General features: G+C 53.2%; 17 protein-coding genes. 4 read left to right on the top strand and 13 right to left on the bottom strand.

Features of this window, described 5'->3' with window-relative positions; genetic code table 11:
• Window positions 1–8: 8 nt before the first annotated feature.
• Genes I6L53_RS02420 through ulaA form a run of 4 tightly spaced genes read right to left on the bottom strand, consistent with a single transcriptional unit; the run spans window position 9 to window position 2,869 of the window.
• Entirely contained in the window at window positions 9–659 is a 651-nt protein-coding gene (locus tag I6L53_RS02420; protein ID WP_042321521.1) for a 3-keto-L-gulonate-6-phosphate decarboxylase UlaD, read from the bottom strand.
• A gap of 12 nt (window positions 660–671) precedes the next feature.
• On the bottom strand, window positions 672–1,139 hold the full coding sequence (gene ulaC, locus I6L53_RS02415; protein WP_042321519.1) for a PTS ascorbate transporter subunit IIA: 468 nt from the start codon (window positions 1,137–1,139) through the stop codon (window positions 672–674).
• Between the two features lie 11 nt (window positions 1,140–1,150).
• A complete protein-coding gene (ulaB, locus tag I6L53_RS02410; RefSeq protein WP_006686329.1) occupies window positions 1,151–1,456 on the bottom strand; it encodes a PTS ascorbate transporter subunit IIB in 306 nt (101 codons plus the stop codon).
• 15 nt (window positions 1,457–1,471) lie between these two features.
• Window positions 1,472–2,869: a PTS ascorbate transporter subunit IIC gene (ulaA, locus tag I6L53_RS02405; RefSeq protein ID WP_094465763.1), complete on the bottom strand. Its 1,398-nt coding sequence runs from the start codon at window positions 2,867–2,869 to the stop codon at window positions 1,472–1,474.
• 367 nt (window positions 2,870–3,236) lie between these two features.
• Between ulaA and ulaG the strand changes: the two genes are divergently transcribed.
• A complete protein-coding gene (gene ulaG / locus I6L53_RS02400) occupies window positions 3,237–4,301 on the top strand; it encodes an L-ascorbate 6-phosphate lactonase (RefSeq protein ID WP_016151424.1) in 1,065 nt (354 codons plus the stop codon).
• Window positions 4,302–4,408: 107 nt separating this feature from the next.
• Complete coding sequence (ulaR, locus tag I6L53_RS02395) at window positions 4,409–5,164, top strand: HTH-type transcriptional regulator UlaR (RefSeq protein ID WP_042321464.1); 756 nt, start codon at window positions 4,409–4,411, stop codon at window positions 5,162–5,164.
• On the opposite strand, the gene yjfP is transcribed toward ulaR, so the two are convergent.
• Entirely contained in the window at window positions 5,161–5,910 is a 750-nt protein-coding gene (yjfP, locus tag I6L53_RS02390; RefSeq protein WP_042321460.1) for an esterase, read from the bottom strand. The two genes, ulaR and yjfP, sit on opposite strands and share 4 nt — an antisense overlap.
• A 183-nt stretch (window positions 5,911–6,093) precedes the next feature.
• Here yjfP and bsmA point away from each other — a divergent pair, with 183 nt between their 5' ends.
• Both bsmA and yjfN read left to right on the top strand, forming a co-directional pair.
• Window positions 6,094–6,423 carry a biofilm peroxide resistance protein BsmA gene (bsmA, locus tag I6L53_RS02385; protein WP_042321457.1) on the top strand — a complete coding sequence of 110 codons (330 nt, stop codon included), beginning with the start codon at window positions 6,094–6,096 and terminating at the stop codon, window positions 6,421–6,423.
• Window positions 6,424–6,570: 147 nt separating this feature from the next.
• Window positions 6,571–6,846 carry a DUF1471 family protease activator YjfN gene (gene yjfN, locus I6L53_RS02380; protein ID WP_072140690.1) on the top strand — a complete coding sequence of 92 codons (276 nt, stop codon included), beginning with the start codon at window positions 6,571–6,573 and terminating at the stop codon, window positions 6,844–6,846.
• 37 nt (window positions 6,847–6,883) lie between these two features.
• Here yjfN and I6L53_RS02375 read toward each other — a convergent pair whose 3' ends face one another.
• The 8 genes from I6L53_RS02375 to hflK all read right to left on the bottom strand — a co-directional run bounded on the left by I6L53_RS02375 (window position 6,884) and on the right by hflK (window position 16,504).
• Entirely contained in the window at window positions 6,884–8,506 is a 1,623-nt protein-coding gene (locus I6L53_RS02375; protein ID WP_042321450.1) for an isovaleryl-CoA dehydrogenase, read from the bottom strand.
• Between the two features lie 113 nt (window positions 8,507–8,619).
• Window positions 8,620–9,351, bottom strand: a complete 732-nt coding sequence (rlmB, locus tag I6L53_RS02370) for a 23S rRNA (guanosine(2251)-2'-O)-methyltransferase RlmB (RefSeq protein ID WP_042321448.1) — start codon at window positions 9,349–9,351, stop codon at window positions 8,620–8,622.
• A gap of 66 nt (window positions 9,352–9,417) precedes the next feature.
• The gene (rnr, locus tag I6L53_RS02365) at window positions 9,418–11,871 is read right to left on the bottom strand and encodes a ribonuclease R (RefSeq protein ID WP_042321445.1); all 2,454 of its coding nucleotides are present in this window, start codon (window positions 11,869–11,871) and stop codon (window positions 9,418–9,420) included.
• Between the two features lie 38 nt (window positions 11,872–11,909).
• Entirely contained in the window at window positions 11,910–12,335 is a 426-nt protein-coding gene (gene nsrR, locus I6L53_RS02360; protein ID WP_042321442.1) for a nitric oxide-sensing transcriptional repressor NsrR, read from the bottom strand.
• Between the two features lie 220 nt (window positions 12,336–12,555).
• Window positions 12,556–13,854 carry an adenylosuccinate synthase gene (gene purA / locus I6L53_RS02355; RefSeq protein WP_042321439.1) on the bottom strand — a complete coding sequence of 433 codons (1,299 nt, stop codon included), beginning with the start codon at window positions 13,852–13,854 and terminating at the stop codon, window positions 12,556–12,558.
• 103 nt (window positions 13,855–13,957) lie between these two features.
• The gene (locus I6L53_RS02350) at window positions 13,958–14,155 is read right to left on the bottom strand and encodes a DUF2065 domain-containing protein (protein ID WP_042321436.1); all 198 of its coding nucleotides are present in this window, start codon (window positions 14,153–14,155) and stop codon (window positions 13,958–13,960) included.
• Window positions 14,156–14,240: 85 nt separating this feature from the next.
• Window positions 14,241–15,245: a protease modulator HflC gene (hflC, locus tag I6L53_RS02345; protein ID WP_042321433.1), complete on the bottom strand. Its 1,005-nt coding sequence runs from the start codon at window positions 15,243–15,245 to the stop codon at window positions 14,241–14,243.
• Window positions 15,246–15,247: 2 nt separating this feature from the next.
• Window positions 15,248–16,504 (bottom strand): FtsH protease activity modulator HflK, encoded by a 1,257-nt coding sequence (gene hflK / locus I6L53_RS02340; RefSeq protein WP_042321428.1) that lies wholly within the window; start codon window positions 16,502–16,504, stop codon window positions 15,248–15,250.
• Between the last annotated feature and the right edge of the window lie 37 nt (window positions 16,505–16,541).

Below are 16,541 nucleotides of genomic sequence, written 5' to 3'. Positions count from 1 at the left end.
ATCGCTCCTTATCCCCACAGTTGGGCGATGGAACGTTTGAACTGACGTGCAGCGTCTACCGGAGAGGCAGCATCGCGAATGCTGCGACCAGCAATAAAGACGTGAATCGGTATGCCCTGGAACAGCGGCAGATCCTCCAGCGCCAGACCGCCAGTGACGGTGACTTTAAAGCCCATATCAGACAGGCGTTTGATCGCGCTGATATCCGCCTCTCCCCAGGCCACACCTGCCGCCTGCGCGTCACGGCTGCGGTGATATACAACTTGCCTAATACCTGCGTCACGCCACTCCAGCGCCTGCTCCCAGGTCCAGTAACCGGTCAGTTCAATCTGCACATCGCCGTTGAATTCTTTCGCCACCTCCAGCGCCCCCTTGGTGGTGTTGATATCCGCACAGCAGATGACGGTGACCCAGTCAGCGCTGGCTGCGAAACACATGCGAGAGAGGATTTTTCCCGCATCGGCAATTTTAGCGTCAGCCAGCACAATTTTATGCGGGTAAAGCGCCTTCAGATCGCGTACGGCGCGTACCCCCTCTGCCACGCAAAGAATCGTGCCTACCTCAATGATATCAACCTCTTCGGCAATCAGACGCGTTGTTTCATACGCGGAAGACATCGATTGGTTATCCAGCGCAACCTGCAACATAGGTAATGACATTTTGGTATCCTTTTAAACAGCCGCCGCAGTGGCGTTATCAATTAAATCCAGCACTTCCTGCGCGGTGCGGCAGGCGCGTAAACGGTCGAAATTGGCTTCGTCGTCAAAAAGATTCACGATCTGCATGATGCCCACTTCCTGATGCGTGTTGGCGTCTACTGCCGCCATTGTTATCAGTATGTCGACCGGGTCGTTATCTTCATGGTTAAACACCAGCGGTGTTTTCAGCGTCACCAGCGCAAAACCGGTTTTCTTGACCCCTTCCTCCGGACGGCCATGCGGCATCGCCAGACCGGGCGCAATCACAAAGTACGGACCAAACTGTTCGACGCCATCAAGAATGGCCTGGTAGTAGCGTGGTTCAACCACATCAGCCTTAACCAGCAGCTCCACGCCAAGCTTTACCGCTTCCTGCCAGGTACTGGCCTCGGCCTGTAAAAGGATGGAATTATTGTCTGCCAGCGAATCACGTAATTTCATTTTCCACCTCCTTACTTCACGTCCTGTGGAAAATGCGCTTTGATCACTTCCAGCAGTTTCGGTCCAAAATCGGCGGGAGACAGCATGTTGCGTACGCCAACAACATATTTATTGCCAGATACCGTAATCTCACCGGCGATATGGGTAGAGGCGATGATGATATCCGCACCGTTCAGTTCACTTTTGTACTCACCTACTGCGCAACTGTTCACCGTATGGTCAATATTTGACTGGGTTAAAAATTGATCCACCTTCATCTTCATGATCATGGAACTGCCTTGCCCATTGCCACACACAGCCAGAATACGTACGGTCATAATCGGAACTCCTTATTAAGCAGAGTGTTCTGCCAGTTGTTTTTCTGCGTCTTCCTCAGCGCGCAAGGTGCGTCCTGCGAAAAACATATAAACCAGTGCAATCAGAATGATGACGGCCATAAACACGATGCCGATGGAGGCAAAGCCCTGCATCATCGGTGGTGCCAGAATTGACCAGTCAGCCATGCCCATCCAGGCGCTCATACCGGTGAGCTTCACCGCCCAGACGCAACCGAAGATTTCGATCATCCCCATCACCAGGCAAATCTTGAGCGCCGCGCGCCAGCCGCCAAAGTGATTAGCAAACACGCCGATCGTGGCGTTCGAAAAGAACATTGGAATAAAGCCAGGAATAATCAGGATGGAAGAGCCGCAGCCCACCAGGATACCCACCGCAATCAACTGGCCGATGGTGCCCCACATAAAGCCCCAGACCACCGCATTGGGCGCGAAGCTATAAATCGCCGCGCAGTCAATCGCCAGTACGGCTCCAGGAATCAGGCGTTGCGAGATACCGTTGAATGCTTCTGAAAGTTCAGCAACGAACATACGTACGCCCTGGGTGATAATGAAAATCGCCACCGCAAAAGCAAAGCCGGTTTGCAGGATGTAAATCGTCCAGTGCACTTTACCCGCCATTGCCTGCACAGTATCAATGCCGAAAGAGAGCAGAATGGCACCAAAAAATACCGTCATGACAATCGCGGTAGAAACGATGTTGTCGTGGAAGATATTCAGCCAGCCGGGCAGTTTGAGATCTTCCACGCTCTCCTCTTTCTTGCCCAGATACGGCGCGACCTTGTAAGCAATCCATGAAGCGAACTGTTGCTGGTGACCGATGGAGAAACCGCAGCCGTCAGTCACTTCCTGCGTCGGTTTGTACATCATATTGGAGGTAATGCCCCAATAGAGCGACACCAGCACTGCTGTGCAGATGATGGTGGTCCACATGGAATAACCAAAGATGTAGAGAGAGACGGCAATCAGGCCCGCCTGCTGGAACATAATGTGCCCGGTCAGCATGATGGTGCGAATACCGGTAATACGCCGTAGCAATACGTAACAAATGTTCAACGCCAGCGCCAACAGTACGGCGTACCCTACCCAACTGTAGGCATCCCCCATTCGTTCGATGGTTGCCATCATAGAGGCATAGGTATCGGAGATCGCACCATTGATACCGTAAACCTCGGACATCTTCGCCACCACCGGTTTAAACGTGCTGGTCAAAATGCCAGATCCCGCCTGCAACAACATAAAACCGATAATCGTTTTGATCGTGCCTTTAATAATAACGCTGACGCTTTTACGCAGCAGGATGTAACCAAGACAGGTCACAATACCCAACAGCAATGGTGCGTTGGTCATAACCTGATTAAAAAAGACGGTAAAGATGTTGTAGAGAATCTCCATAACGATCTCCAGTAGACGAAGTTGCTGAACATTCATTACAGATGCCCAGGATGTTGTACCCCCACTCTAGTTTTCAAAAGTAATCACAACAAGATTGAATTTGATTAAATGTGATGCAGTGCGCAAATAATTCTCTTACTTGCAGAATGGATTTATTCCCAATTCATTATTATTAAAATATATTCATTTAAAACAATGAAATACAAAAATTCACTTCATGTAAATCATCCTGCCACGTTGTAATTTTTTCACCCTTTTCTATTCAATACCAAAAATCAACGCATTGCCTTCTTGATAAAATGATGTCAGTATCAATCAAAACAAATCATAAATTGATTTAAATTGAACGAAAGTGAAGGTAAATGCGATGAGTAAAGTAAAAAGCATCACGCGTGAATCATGGATCCTGAGCACTTTCCCAGAGTGGGGAAGCTGGCTGAATGAAGAGATCGAACAGGAACAGGTCGCACCTGGCACATTCGCTATGTGGTGGCTTGGCTGTACCGGCATCTGGCTTAAGTCGGAAGGTGGGACTAACATCTGCGTCGACTTCTGGTGCGGTACGGGTAAACAAAGCCACGGTAACCCGTTGATGAAAACCGGTCACCAGATGCAACGTATGGCCGGGGTGAAGAAACTGCAGCCTAACCTGCGCACTACGCCGTTTGTTCTTGATCCATTTGCAATTCGACAGATCGATGCGGTGCTGGCGACACACGATCATAACGATCACATTGATGTGAATGTCGCGGCCGCCGTCATGCAGAACTGCGCCGATGACGTGCCATTTATCGGGCCGCAAACCTGTGTGGATCTGTGGATCGGTTGGGGAGTGCCGAAAGAACGCTGTATCGTGGTAAAACCAGGCGATGTGGTGAAAGTGAAAGATATTGAAATTCATGCGCTTGACGCGTTTGATCGTACGGCATTGATCACACTCCCAGCCGATCAAAAAGCGGCAGGCGTGCTGCCGGATGGTATGGATGCTCGCGCGGTAAACTACCTCTTCAAAACGCCGGGCGGTACGCTGTACCACAGCGGAGACTCGCACTACTCCAACTACTATGCAAAGCATGGCAACGAGCACCAGATCGACGTTGCGCTCGGCTCCTACGGTGAGAATCCGCGTGGGATTACGGACAAAATGACCAGCTCCGACATGCTACGCATGGCGGAAGCGCTGAATACAAAAGTGGTGATCCCTTTCCACCATGACATCTGGTCAAACTTCCAGGCCGATCCTCAGGAGATCCGCGTACTGTGGGAGATGAAAAAAGATCGGCTGAAGTATGGCTTTAAGCCGTTTATCTGGCAGGTCGGCGGCAAGTTTACCTGGCCGCTGGACAAAGATAACTTTGAATATCACTATCCGCGTGGCTTTGATGACTGCTTCACGATTGAACCGGATTTACCGTTTAAATCCTTCTTGTGATCCACACAAAATGCCGGGCTATCCCGGCATTTTTTTCCCATTTACTTTAGTATTTCCAGGCTATTTCAAATATCATCTTTTCAAATCATTTTGTATCGGAATAGCTCATGACTGAAGCACAAAGGCATCAAATTTTACTCGATATGTTAGCGCAGTTGGGCTTTGTTACCGTTGAGAACGTCATTGAGCGTCTGGGGATTTCACCCGCCACAGCACGCCGGGACATCAACAAACTCGACGAAAGCGGCAAACTCAAGAAAGTCCGCAACGGCGCAGAAGCCATTACCCAGCAGCGTCCGCGCTGGACGCCTATGAATCTGCACCAGGCGCAGAACCACGATGAAAAAGTTCGTATTGCCAAGGCGGCATCCCAGCTTGTGAATGCGGGTGAAAGCGTGGTGATCAACTGCGGATCGACCGCCTTTCTGCTGGGTCGTGAAATGTGCGGCAAGCCGGTGCAAATCATCACCAATTATCTGCCTCTGGCAAACTATCTGATCGACCAGGAGCATGACAGCGTGATCATCATGGGAGGGCAATACAACAAAAGCCAGTCCATCACGCTTAGCCCGCAAGGCAGTGAAAATAGCCTGTATGCCGGACACTGGATGTTTACCAGCGGTAAAGGGTTAACCGCGGACGGACTGTATAAAACCGATATGCTGACCGCCATGGCTGAGCAGAAAATGCTGAGTGTAGTCGGTAAACTGGTGGTACTGGTCGACAGCAGTAAAGTCGGCGAGCGGGCAGGGATGTTGTTCAGCCGCGCGGATCAGATCGATATGCTCATCACCGGCAAAAATGCTAACCCTGAAATCCTGAAGCAGCTTGAAGCTCAGGGCGTTAACATTCTTCGCGTCTAAAGATGCTGACGGAAAAACGACACCGTTGCGCTAAGGGCTTCGGGCGTGATCCGATGGCGCACGCCTGCTTGCCACTGACAGGTCAGATTCTGGTCCAGCCCGGCCTGAATCATCGCCTGCTGCAAACGGAAACTTTCCGCCGCCGGCACCACATCGTCGTCCTGACCATGCCATAACAGCAGCGGTCTGTCGGCCAGTCGGGCAAGCTGCTGCGACACGTCCCACTTCGCCAACGGCGCAATGATACGGGCGAACGCCGCCTGCCGGGCGGGCGTGTCCTGGGCGAAAGGGGGAAACAGCGTTCGCGCCAGACGGGTGAAATAGCCCGACCCCATCAGGCTGGCAACACAGTTAATCTCCGGATGCTGAGTCATAATCCCCAGCGCAGTCATTGCCCCCATCGATGCGCCACCGACCGCAAGGCGGTTATCCAGCAGCCAGTTTTCTGCGCGCAGGGCCTCACGCAACGCCGTAAATTCCTGCATGCTTTGTTGCAAAATCTGCCAGAAATGGCCCATTCTCGCCTGTTCGTCACCGTTGAAACGCGCCCCATGCTCCGGCGCGTCTGGCATAATGACTCTAAATCCGGCCTGCGCCAGCGCAACGGCAAAATAGCTGTAGACCAGGCTGGAAGAGGTAAAACCGTGGTAGAAAACAATACACGGCAAAGGTGTATCGCGTTGCCCCGAAGGAAAGGCGTGAAGCAGGTGATGTTCCGCCACCTGACGTGTTTCAATTTCAATCATTTGCGCCCCCTTTTGGCTCTGGTATGCCACGAGTCACATTATTAAACAAGGTGACGTGTTCAACAACGATTCATAATGTTGAGAACTGGATTACGCTTTCGCGACATTTTCATTCGAAAATCGCGCGGGAGGTAACATTTTGGGAACATTCCCCCCAAAGGGAAATTAAGAAGGCACTACACTATGGCTATCAGGAAACGAGATAGAGTGATGCGTCGGTTTATTTTTTTGATGTTGGTGATGCTGTTAAGTGGCTGTAGCATTCTTCAGGGAACGCCGCAGCCAGCACCACCCGTCGCCGATCATCCGCAGGAAATTCGTCGCGATCAAACACAAGGATTGCAACGGATGGGAACAGTGACCTCTCTGGTCAGAGGTTCTCCGGATGATGCCGTCGATGAAGTCAAAGCGAAAGCCGCCGCAGCGAAAGCCGATTATTACGTTATTGTCATGGTTGATGAAACCATCGTGACGGGTCAGTGGTATTCGCAGGCCATCTTATATCGTAAATAGTCATTGAGGGAATTTAAGGCAATTTCACGTAGCTTTACGCCTCTATACGTTTACCTGTGCACAATAAACCGACAGCAGGAGGCTGGACGTTTATTTCGGCGATGGAATGCCCTGCGCATTGCGGGGAAACGTAAAATGGAGCTGACGATGAAACAATCTCTTGCCTTATCCTCACTGCTGTTAACTGCCGGGCTGGTGAGTACGACGGCGCAGTCTGCTGAATTCGCGAGCGCGGATTGCGTGACTGGCCTCAATGAAATTGGCCTGATCTCTGTCAGTAATATTTCCGGAAATCCACAGGATGTGGAACGTATTGTGGCGTTAAAAGCCGATGAACAAGGCGCGTCATGGTATCGCATTATTCAGATGTACGAAGAGCAACAACCCGATAACTGGCGCGTACAGGCTATTCTCTATGCGTAACAGACTGCCGGATGGCGCAGGCACATCCGGCAAAGTATCAGCGTAATCCCCCCGTTGCCCGCAGCAACAGCGCGTCCTGCACCCGTTCTGATAGCAACATTCCACCACGCGTATCCAGCATCATCTGGCACCAGGCTTGTGCAATAGGTGGTGACGCATGCCGTAACATTTCCGTTCCGCATCCCAACAGGAAAATCTGCTGAGTGATATCGCGACCCAGTTCTTCGGAAGGCTTGCGCAACCGCTGCAAAAGCTGACGAACCGCGCGATCAAAGTGTCTGTCCTGGCCCCTGACGTCAGAGAACACGTCGCTCAGCATCTCATCGACACCGGTTTGTTTACTGATGACCCGCAGAACATCGAGACACATGACATTGCCGGAGCCTTCCCAGATGCTGTTGACCGGCATTTCCCGGTACAGTCGTGGGAGTTCGCTCTCTTCGCAATACCCTATCCCGCCAAGCACCTCCATCGCTTCCGCCACAAACGGGATGCCGCTTTGACAGACGACAAATTTCGCGGCGGGGGTGAACAGTCGCGCCCAGAGTCGTTCTTTGGCATGGCTACGCCGATCCCAGGCGTGGGCCAGACGAAACAATAACGCGGTTTGCCCTTCCAGTTGTAACGCCATACGGCTAAGCACCTGGCGCATCATGGGCTGCTCGATCAGCGGCTTACCAGATACCATACGCTGGTGCGCGTGGTAGATAGCAATCGAGAACGCGCGACGCATCAGTCCGTGGCTGCCGAGCGCGCAATCAAAACGCGTCAGGCCGCCCATCTTCAGAATATGACGAACGCCTTCGCCCTCATCTCCCAGCAACCAGCCGATGGCATCCTGAAATTCGACTTCCGCACTGGCATTGGAGCGATTCCCCAGCTTGTCTTTCAACCGTTCGAGACGGATCGCATTACGCTGCCCGTCAGGTAAAAAACGCGGGACGAAGAAGCAAGAGAGGCCGCCTTTTGCCTGCGCCAGTACCAAATGGGCATCGCTTTGCGGAACGGAAAAGAACCATTTATGCCCCACCAATCGGTACGATCCATCCTCCAGACGCTCGGCACGGGTGGTGTTGCTCATCACATCAGACCCCCCCTGCTTTTCCGTCATTCCCATACCAATCAGCAGACCACGCTTTTGCCCACCTGGTGCGAGGTGCGAATCATAGCGATCGCTTTGCAGAGGCGTTTGCCAGTCGGCAAATGTAGCGGGCAACATCTGCTGCAGCAGCGGCGTAGCGGCGAAGGTCATGGTGATGGGGCAGAGCGTTCCGGACTCCACCTGCGCATGCAAGATAAAGCGCGCGGCCCGGGCAACAAACGATCCGGCGCGCGCTGTCTCTTCCCAGGGTAGATTATGCACACGGTTGGTGCACAACCCCTGCATAAGCAAATGCCATGCGGGATGGAAGCGAACCTCGTCCAGTCGCTGCCCCCGAGGATCGTAACGCAGCAGTTCCGGCGGCCAGGCGTTTGCCAGGCGTCCCAGCTCAAGCGATTCTGCGGTGCCGAGTTGTTGACCGATACTGGCGAGAAGTTCGCTGTCCCACCCCGCCCCCTCGCGCGCCACCGCCTCGCAGAGCGCGCCATCAGACAGGAACAGGTTACTGTTATTCAGGGGTAACGGCTGATTAAAAACGGTGTGAGTTTGCCAATGCATTATGTTTCCCTCCTTCAATGGCATCTCAGTAAGTATGGTCAGTCTGAGCGGAGAATGCCTGGAAAGGGGGTCACAAAAAAGCCATCCTGCTGGATGGCTTTGGGGAGACGAAATTAGCTGCGCTGGCGAACGGCCTCGAATAAACAGATGCCTGTCGCGACAGAAACGTTGAGCGAAGAAACGCTTCCAGCCATTGGAATGCTGATCAGTTCGTCACAATGTTCACGCGTCAGGCGACGCATCCCCTCACCTTCTGCCCCCATCACCAGCGCCATACGACCGGTCATTTTGCTCTGATAGAGGGTATGGTCAGCTTCACCCGCCGTGCCGACAATCCAGATATTCTCTTCCTGCAACATACGCATGGTACGCGCCAGGTTAGTCACCCGGATTAACGGAACGCTTTCCGCCGCTCCGCAGGCAACTTTTTTCGCCGTTGCGTTCAGTTGGGCGGAACGATCTTTCGGCACGATCACGGCATTGACGCCAGCGGCATCGGCGCTACGCAAACAGGCACCGAGGTTATGTGGATCGGTCACGCCATCGAGGATCAGCAGGAAAGGTTGATCCAGTGAGGCGATCAGATCAGGCAGATCGTTTTCCTGATACTGACGGCCCGGCTTCACGCGGGCGATGATGCCCTGATGTACGGCCCCTTCGCTTTTCTCATCCAGAAACTGACGGTTCGCCAGTTGGATGACCACACCCTGCGCTTCGAGGGCGTGGATCAGCGGCAGCAGGCGCTTATCTTCACGGCCTTTGAGAATAAAGACATCCTGAAAACGTTCAGGAGCGCGCTCCAGCAGGGCCTGCACCGCATGGATGCCGTAAATCATTTCACTCATGAAATTACTCGTTAATGGTTAATCATGCCGGGTGACGCCACGCGTCCCCGGCTTACACTGTGTGGCTTACTGCGCGTTTTTCTTTTTCGCCGCGCGTTTTGCTTTCGTGGCTGCTGCGATTTTAAGCGTTTTTGTCGATGGCTTTTTCGCTTTTTTATCGCCTTTTTTCTCAGCCGCAGGTTTAGCCCCGGCCTTGCCTTTCTTCTCGCCGCGGAAAGCGCTATCAGGCTCAAAGTTCACTTTTTTGCCGACCTGACGACGACGCCCGGTTTTTTTGCCCGTATCGCCTTTTTTCGCTCTTTCACGCGCCGTTTTACCTTCGTTACGCGGCGCACGCTCGCTGGAGATCAGGCTGAAATCGATCTTGCGCTCATCCATGTTGACCGCTTCCACGCGCACTTCCACGCGATCGCCAAGACGGTAAGTCTGGCCACTGGATTCGCCGGTCAGACGCTGCCCGACCTGGTCAAAACGGTAGTAGTCGTTATCCAGTGAAGAGACATGCACCAGTCCGTCGATAAACAGCTCGTCCAGACGCACAAAGAAGCCAAAACCGGTGACGCTGGCAATCACGCCTTTAAAGACGTTGCCGACCTGATCCAGCATGAAGTCGCACTTCAGCCAGTCAGCGACGTCACGGGTTGCTTCATCCGCACGTCGTTCAGCCATCGAACAGTGCTGGCCCAGTTGCAGCATCTCTTCCATCGAATAGTGGTAACCGCCCGTCTCGGTGGTGTTGCCCTTATGACCCTGCTCTTTCGCCAGCAGATACTTAATCGCACGGTGCAGCGAGAGATCCGGATAACGACGGATTGGCGAAGTAAAGTGCGCATATGACTGCAACGCCAGGCCAAAGTGGCCGCGGTTTTCCGGATCGTAAATCGCCTGCTTCATCGAGCGCAGCAGCATAGTTTGCAGCATTTCGGCATCTGGACGATCGGCAACTGATTCCAGCAGTTCCGCGTAGTCACGCGGTTCCGGTTTGTTGCCGCCCGGCAGCTCCAGCCCCAGTTCCGCCAGAACGGAACGGAAGGAGGTGATCGCCTCGGTGGTCGGCTTATCGTGAATACGGAACAGCGCAGGCTCCTGGGCCTTCTCAACGAAACGCGCCGCCGAGATATTCGCCAGAATCATGCACTCTTCAATCAGTTTGTGCGCATCATTACGCTGGGTTTGTTCAATCCGCTCAATACGACGTTCCGCGTTGAAAATGAACTTCGCTTCTTCGCTTTCAAATGAGATGCCGCCACGCTCTTCACGGGCTTTATCCAGCACTTTATAGAGGTTGTGCAGCTCTTCGATGTGTTTAACCAGCGGCGCATACTGCTCGCGCAGTTCCTGATCGCCCTGCAAGATATGCCAGACCTTGGTATAGGTCAGACGCGCGTGCGAGCTCATTACCGCTTCGTAGAATTTATACCCTGTCAGACGGCCTTTGGTGGACACGGTCATTTCGCAGACCATGCACAGACGGTCAACCTGCGGGTTCAGTGAGCACAGGCCGTTGGAGAGCACTTCCGGCAGCATCGGTACTACCTGCGACGGGAAGTACACGGACGTCCCGCGATTACGCGCCTCCTGGTCGAGCGGCGTCGGCGGACGCACGTAATAGCTCACGTCGGCAATCGCCACCCATAAACGCCAGCCGCCACCGCGTTTCTTCTCGCAATAGACCGCATCGTCAAAATCGCGGGCATCTTCGCCGTCGATGGTGACCAACGGTAAATCGCGTAAATCTACACGACCGACTTTTGCCTCTTCAGGCACCTCTTCTTTCAGACCGGCAACCTGTTTTTCAACGGAAGCAGGCCAGATATACGGGATTTCATGGGTCCGTAGCGCCATATCAACGGCCATACCGGTGCCCATATTATCGCCCAGCACTTCAACGATTTTACCTACCGCTTTAGTGCGGCGCGTCGGACGCTGGGTAAGTTCAACCACCACCACAAAGCCCATGCGGGCGCCCATCACCTCTTCCGGCGGGATCAGGATATCGAAGCTCAGACGACTGTCATCCGGAACGACAAAGCCCACGCCTGCCTCAGTGAAATAACGACCGACAATCTGGCTGGTTTTCGGCACCAGCACGCGCACGATACGTGCTTCGCGGCGACCTTTACGGTCTGCACCTAACGGTTGCGCCAGCACCTGATCGCCATGGATGCAGGTTTTCATCTGCTCGCTGGAAAGATATAAATCGTCTTTACGTCCTTCGACGCGCAGAAAGCCGTAGCCATCACGGTGGCCAATAACGGTACCTTTCAGCAGATCGAGACGTTCCGGCAGCGCATAGCACTGACGACGGGTGAAGACCAGTTGTCCGTCACGCTCCATTGCGCGCAGACGACGACGCAGGGCTTCCTGCTGCTCTTCGCCTTCTATGTTCAGTTCCACAGCCAGCTCATCACGGCTGGCCGGTTTTTCACGTTTTGTTAAATGTTCGAGGATAAATTCCCGGCTTGGGATAGGATTTTCGTACTTTTCAGCTTCGCGTTCCTGGAAAGGATCTTGTGACATCGAGGTTCCTCCGTTGTCATCTCCGGCGGAATTTTTCTTCATTCCACCAGCAATAATTTATAAAGCGGTTGATTCTCTTCAACCAAATCGGCAAGCGTGTAGTTATCCAGCTCCGTTAGAAAACTTTGCACGGCCTTAGAAAGCGCCTGTTTGAGTCGACAGGCAGGGGTAATATGGCAAAACTCGCTACTACAGTTCACCAGCGACAGCGGTTCGAGCTCGCGCACGACATCACCGATCCGAATGGTGTTCGCGGCTTTGCCCAGGCGGATCCCCCCATTTTTCCCCCGGATGGCAGTCACAAAGCCCGCCCGGCTAAGTTGATTGATTATTTTGACCATATGATTACGGGAAACGCCGTAGACATCCGTCACCTCCGAAATACTGGTCATGCGACCCTCCGGGAGTGATGCCATATAGATTAGCGCTCGTAGTCCGTAATCGGTGAAACTCGTTAACTGCACATCAACCTCAGGGAAAAGGGGAGAACGGGATACATCTTATATATTGATGATAAACCAGCCATCTGTCTGACTGCCAATTTATTTCACTCGGGAAGGAAAAAAGCGAGGAACTTACTCTGTATCAAGCCGGATGGCGGCGAAAAACGCCTTATCCGGCTTACAACTGCCTACTACTATCTGTTGCCCGGTCAGCATGATGCTTCCGGGCATTATACCTTAATTATGCGTCGAACGGGTCACGCAGAATCATGGTCTCAGTACGATCCGGGCCAGTAGAAATAATATCAATCGGCACACCGGTCAGTTCTTCGATACGCTTAATGTAGTTCAGCGCTGCCTGCGGCAAACCGCTACGCTCTTTCACGCCGAAGGTGGATTCAGACCAGCCAGGCATGGTTTCGTAAATCGGCTCGATACCTTCCCAATCGTCAGCCGCCAGCGGTGTCGTGGTCACTTCACGGCCATCCGGCATACGATAAGCGACACAGATTTTCACCTCTTTCAAACCGTCCAGTACGTCCAGTTTGGTCAGGCAGAAGCCCGAGAGGGAGTTGATCTGTACCGCACGGCGCACAGCCACGGAGTCCAGCCAGCCGGTACGACGACGGCGACCAGTAGTGGCACCGTACTCGTTACCCTGCTTGCACAGGAACTCACCGATGTCGTCAAACAGCTCAGTCGGGAACGGACCCGCACCCACACGAGTGGAGTAAGCTTTGATGATACCCAGAACGTAATCTACATAACGCGGACCCAGGCCAGAACCGGTCGCCACGCCACCTGCGGTGGTGTTAGAGGAGGTTACGTACGGATAGGTACCGTGGTCGATATCCAGCAGCGTACCCTGCGCACCTTCAAACATGACGAAATCGCCACGCTTACGCGCCTGGTCCAGCAGATCGGAAACATCCACCACCATCGAAGTCAGGATGTCGGCAATCGCCATCACATCATCCAGCACTTTCTGGTAGTCAACCGCATCAACTTTATAGAAGTTGACCAGCTGGAAGTTGTGATATTCCATCACTTCTTTCAGTTTTTCAGCGAACGTGGCTTTGTCGAACAGATCGCCAACGCGCAGACCGCGACGTGCGACTTTGTCTTCGTAAGCCGGCCCGATACCACGACCGGTAGTGCCGATCGCTTTCGCGCCACGTGCTTTCTCACGCGCGTTATCCAGCGCAACGTGGTAGTCCAGAATCAGCGGGCATGCTTCAGACAGCAGCAGACGCTCGCGGACAGGAACACCACGATCTTCCAGTCCTTTCATCTCTTTCATCAGCGCAGCCGGAGAAAGCACAACACCGTTACCGATGATGCTGATGACGTTCTCGCGGAGAATACCTGATGGAATAAGATGGAGGACGGTTTTTTCACCGTTGATTACGAGAGTATGGCCTGCGTTGTGACCGCCCTGGTAGCGTACAACATATTTAGCCCGTTCAGTCAGAAGATCGACGATCTTTCCTTTACCTTCGTCACCCCATTGGGTGCCCAGTACGACGACGTTGTTACCCATTTTTCAAAATCACCGTTTGCTTAAAAATGGATTCTACCATCGCTTTTTCAGATATACAGCACTTTTTGCATGCAAAAATCAGCTAAATTCGCACGTTTTTTGATCAGCCAATCGTTTTCCTCAACATGTAGTAGACCACAATGCCCGCGACCACAAGTCCACCGCCAAAACGACGTAACGTATTTTCAGGCAACTGCGTCATGGCAGAAATCATCTTCTTCCAGGCGCGTGGGTAAAGCATCGGACCTAAACCTTCAAGCACTAACACCAGAGCAAGCGCCAGCCAGATTGTTGAGTTCATCTATTGTCCTTATAAAAAGAAAACCACCGCATCCCTGAAGATGCCGGTGGTTTTATACGTCTTACCTAAAACCGTTGGGGCGATATTATCGCGTTGCGGTATTCGGTGTCTTCATGTAGCGGAAGAAATCGCTGTCCGGGCTCATGACCATGACATCCTGATTGCCTTCGAAGCTTTTCTCGTAAGCACGCAGGCTACGAATAAAGGCGTAGAAGTCAGGATCCTGGCTGAACGCATCGGCAAACAGTTTTGCCGCTTCGGCATCCCCTTCACCGCGCATGATACGTCCCTGACGCTCAGCTTCCGCCAGCGTTTTGGTCACTTCATAGTCGGCCGTCGCGCGAAGTTTTTCCGCTTCTTCCTGACCTTGTGAACGGTGACGACGCGCTACCGCTTCACGCTCAGCGCGCATACGGTTGTAGATCGCTTCAGAGACTTCAGTCGGCAGGTTGATCTGCTTGATCCGCACATCGACCACTTCGATACCCAATGCTGCCATACTGTTCGGGTTGATCACCGGCACATTGCCGTTGGTTTCAGCCTGAACACGTTCAGCCGCTTCGGCAATCGCGTTATCCGCCGCCGGTGTCGCCACTTCGTCTTCCGTTCCGGCAGAGCCAGAGTTCAGTGCGTCACGTACTTCCAGAGTCAGACGACCGCGAGAGTCGGTCACGATGTCTTTCACATCCAGACGACCAATCTCAGAACGCAAACGGTCAGAGAACTTACGTTTCAACAGGACTTCGGCCTGAGAAATATCGCCGCCGCCTGTCGCCAGGAAGTAACGGCTGAAATCGCTGATGCGCCACTTAATGTAAGAGTCGACAATCAGGTCTTTCTTCTCTTTGGTGACAAAGCGATCGGCCTGGTTATCCATCGTCTGGATACGGGCATCGAGCATTTTCACCGACTGAATAAACGGAACCTTAAAGTGCAGACCTGGCTCATAAATCAACGGTTTTTTGTCAGCATCACGCACGACACTGCTGAACTGGAACTTAATTCCGCGCTCACCTTCTTTCACCACGAAGATTGAGGTGTACAGCACTACCAGCACGATGATGATAATCGCAATAACTGACTTACGCATCGTTATTCCCCCTGACGCTGGTAGTCGTTACGCTGCGCGTTGGCGCGGCGTTGGTCCATAATATCGCCCTGACTGGTGGACGAGGTGTTGCTTGCTCCGCTGCTGCTGGATGAAGACGTGGAAGGCAGACGCAGCAGGTTTGAACCGCTATCGCTCTTTGCCGCTGGAGCATTCGCGCCTTTCAGCATTTGATCCAATGGCAGAACCATCAGATTACCGCCTTTATCGTTCACCAGTACTTTACGGGTATGGCTCAACACTTTTTCCATTGTCTCGATATACAGACGCTCGCGAGTAATCTCCGGTGCGGCTTTATATTCCGGCAGGATTTTAGCAAAGCGCGCTACTTCACCCTGAGCTTCCAGGATGGTTTGCGTTCTGTAAGCTCGCGCCTCTTCAAGGATACGCTGTGCCTGACCGTTCGCACGCGGCTGAACTTCGTTGGTATACGCTTCTGCTTCACGGATGTACTGCTGTTCGTTCTCACGTGCAGCAATCGCATCGTCAAACGCGGCTTTCACCTCTTCCGGCGGACGCGCAGCCTGGAAGTTGACGTCCAGCAGGGTAATACCCATGTTGTACGGACGAATGGTCTCTTCCAGTTCACGCTGGGTATCGCTACGAATAACGGTACGCCCTTCGGTCAGGATACGGTCCATGGTGTATTTACCGATCACACCACGCAGGGCGCTATCGGTCGCCTGACGCAGGCTGTCATCCGCGCTGGTCACGCTAAACAGATATTTCTGTGGATCGGTGATACGGTACTGCACGTTCATCTCAACGCGCACGACGTTCTCATCCGAGGTCAACATCACACCGGAAGCGGCCAGTTCGCGGACGGCTTCCACGTTCACCGGCGTGACCTCGTCGATAAACGTCGGCTTCCAGTTCAGGCCCGGTTCAACCAGATGGCTAAACTTACCGAAGCGTGTCACCACGCCGCGTTCTGCTTCTTTGATGGTGTAGAAACCGCTTGCCGCCCAAATAATGACGATAGCTGCCGCCGCGATGGTGACGACACGTCCGCCCAGATGCGGGCGCGGGCCTTGCGATGAGCTCCCGCCGCCAGAGCCGGTACCTTTACCGCCGCCAAGGCCACCGAGTTTTTTACTCAGTTTGCGAAAGATGTCATCGAGATCAGGTGGCCCCTGCTCGCGACCACCTTTGTTTCCATTTCCCTCAGAGTTGCCGCCTGGTTTGCTGCTTCCCCACGGGTCGCGGTCTTGTCCGTTATTACCGGGCTGATTCCACGCCATGTTTGTGCTCCATATTTGTTATGCGATGCTATACCGG

The organism is Citrobacter farmeri, assembly GCF_019048065.1.
GTDB lineage: Bacteria > Pseudomonadota > Gammaproteobacteria > Enterobacterales > Enterobacteriaceae > Citrobacter_A > Citrobacter_A farmeri.
The sequence above is the reverse complement of the archived record's forward strand: the minus strand, read 5'-3'. Positions and strand labels throughout refer to the sequence as shown.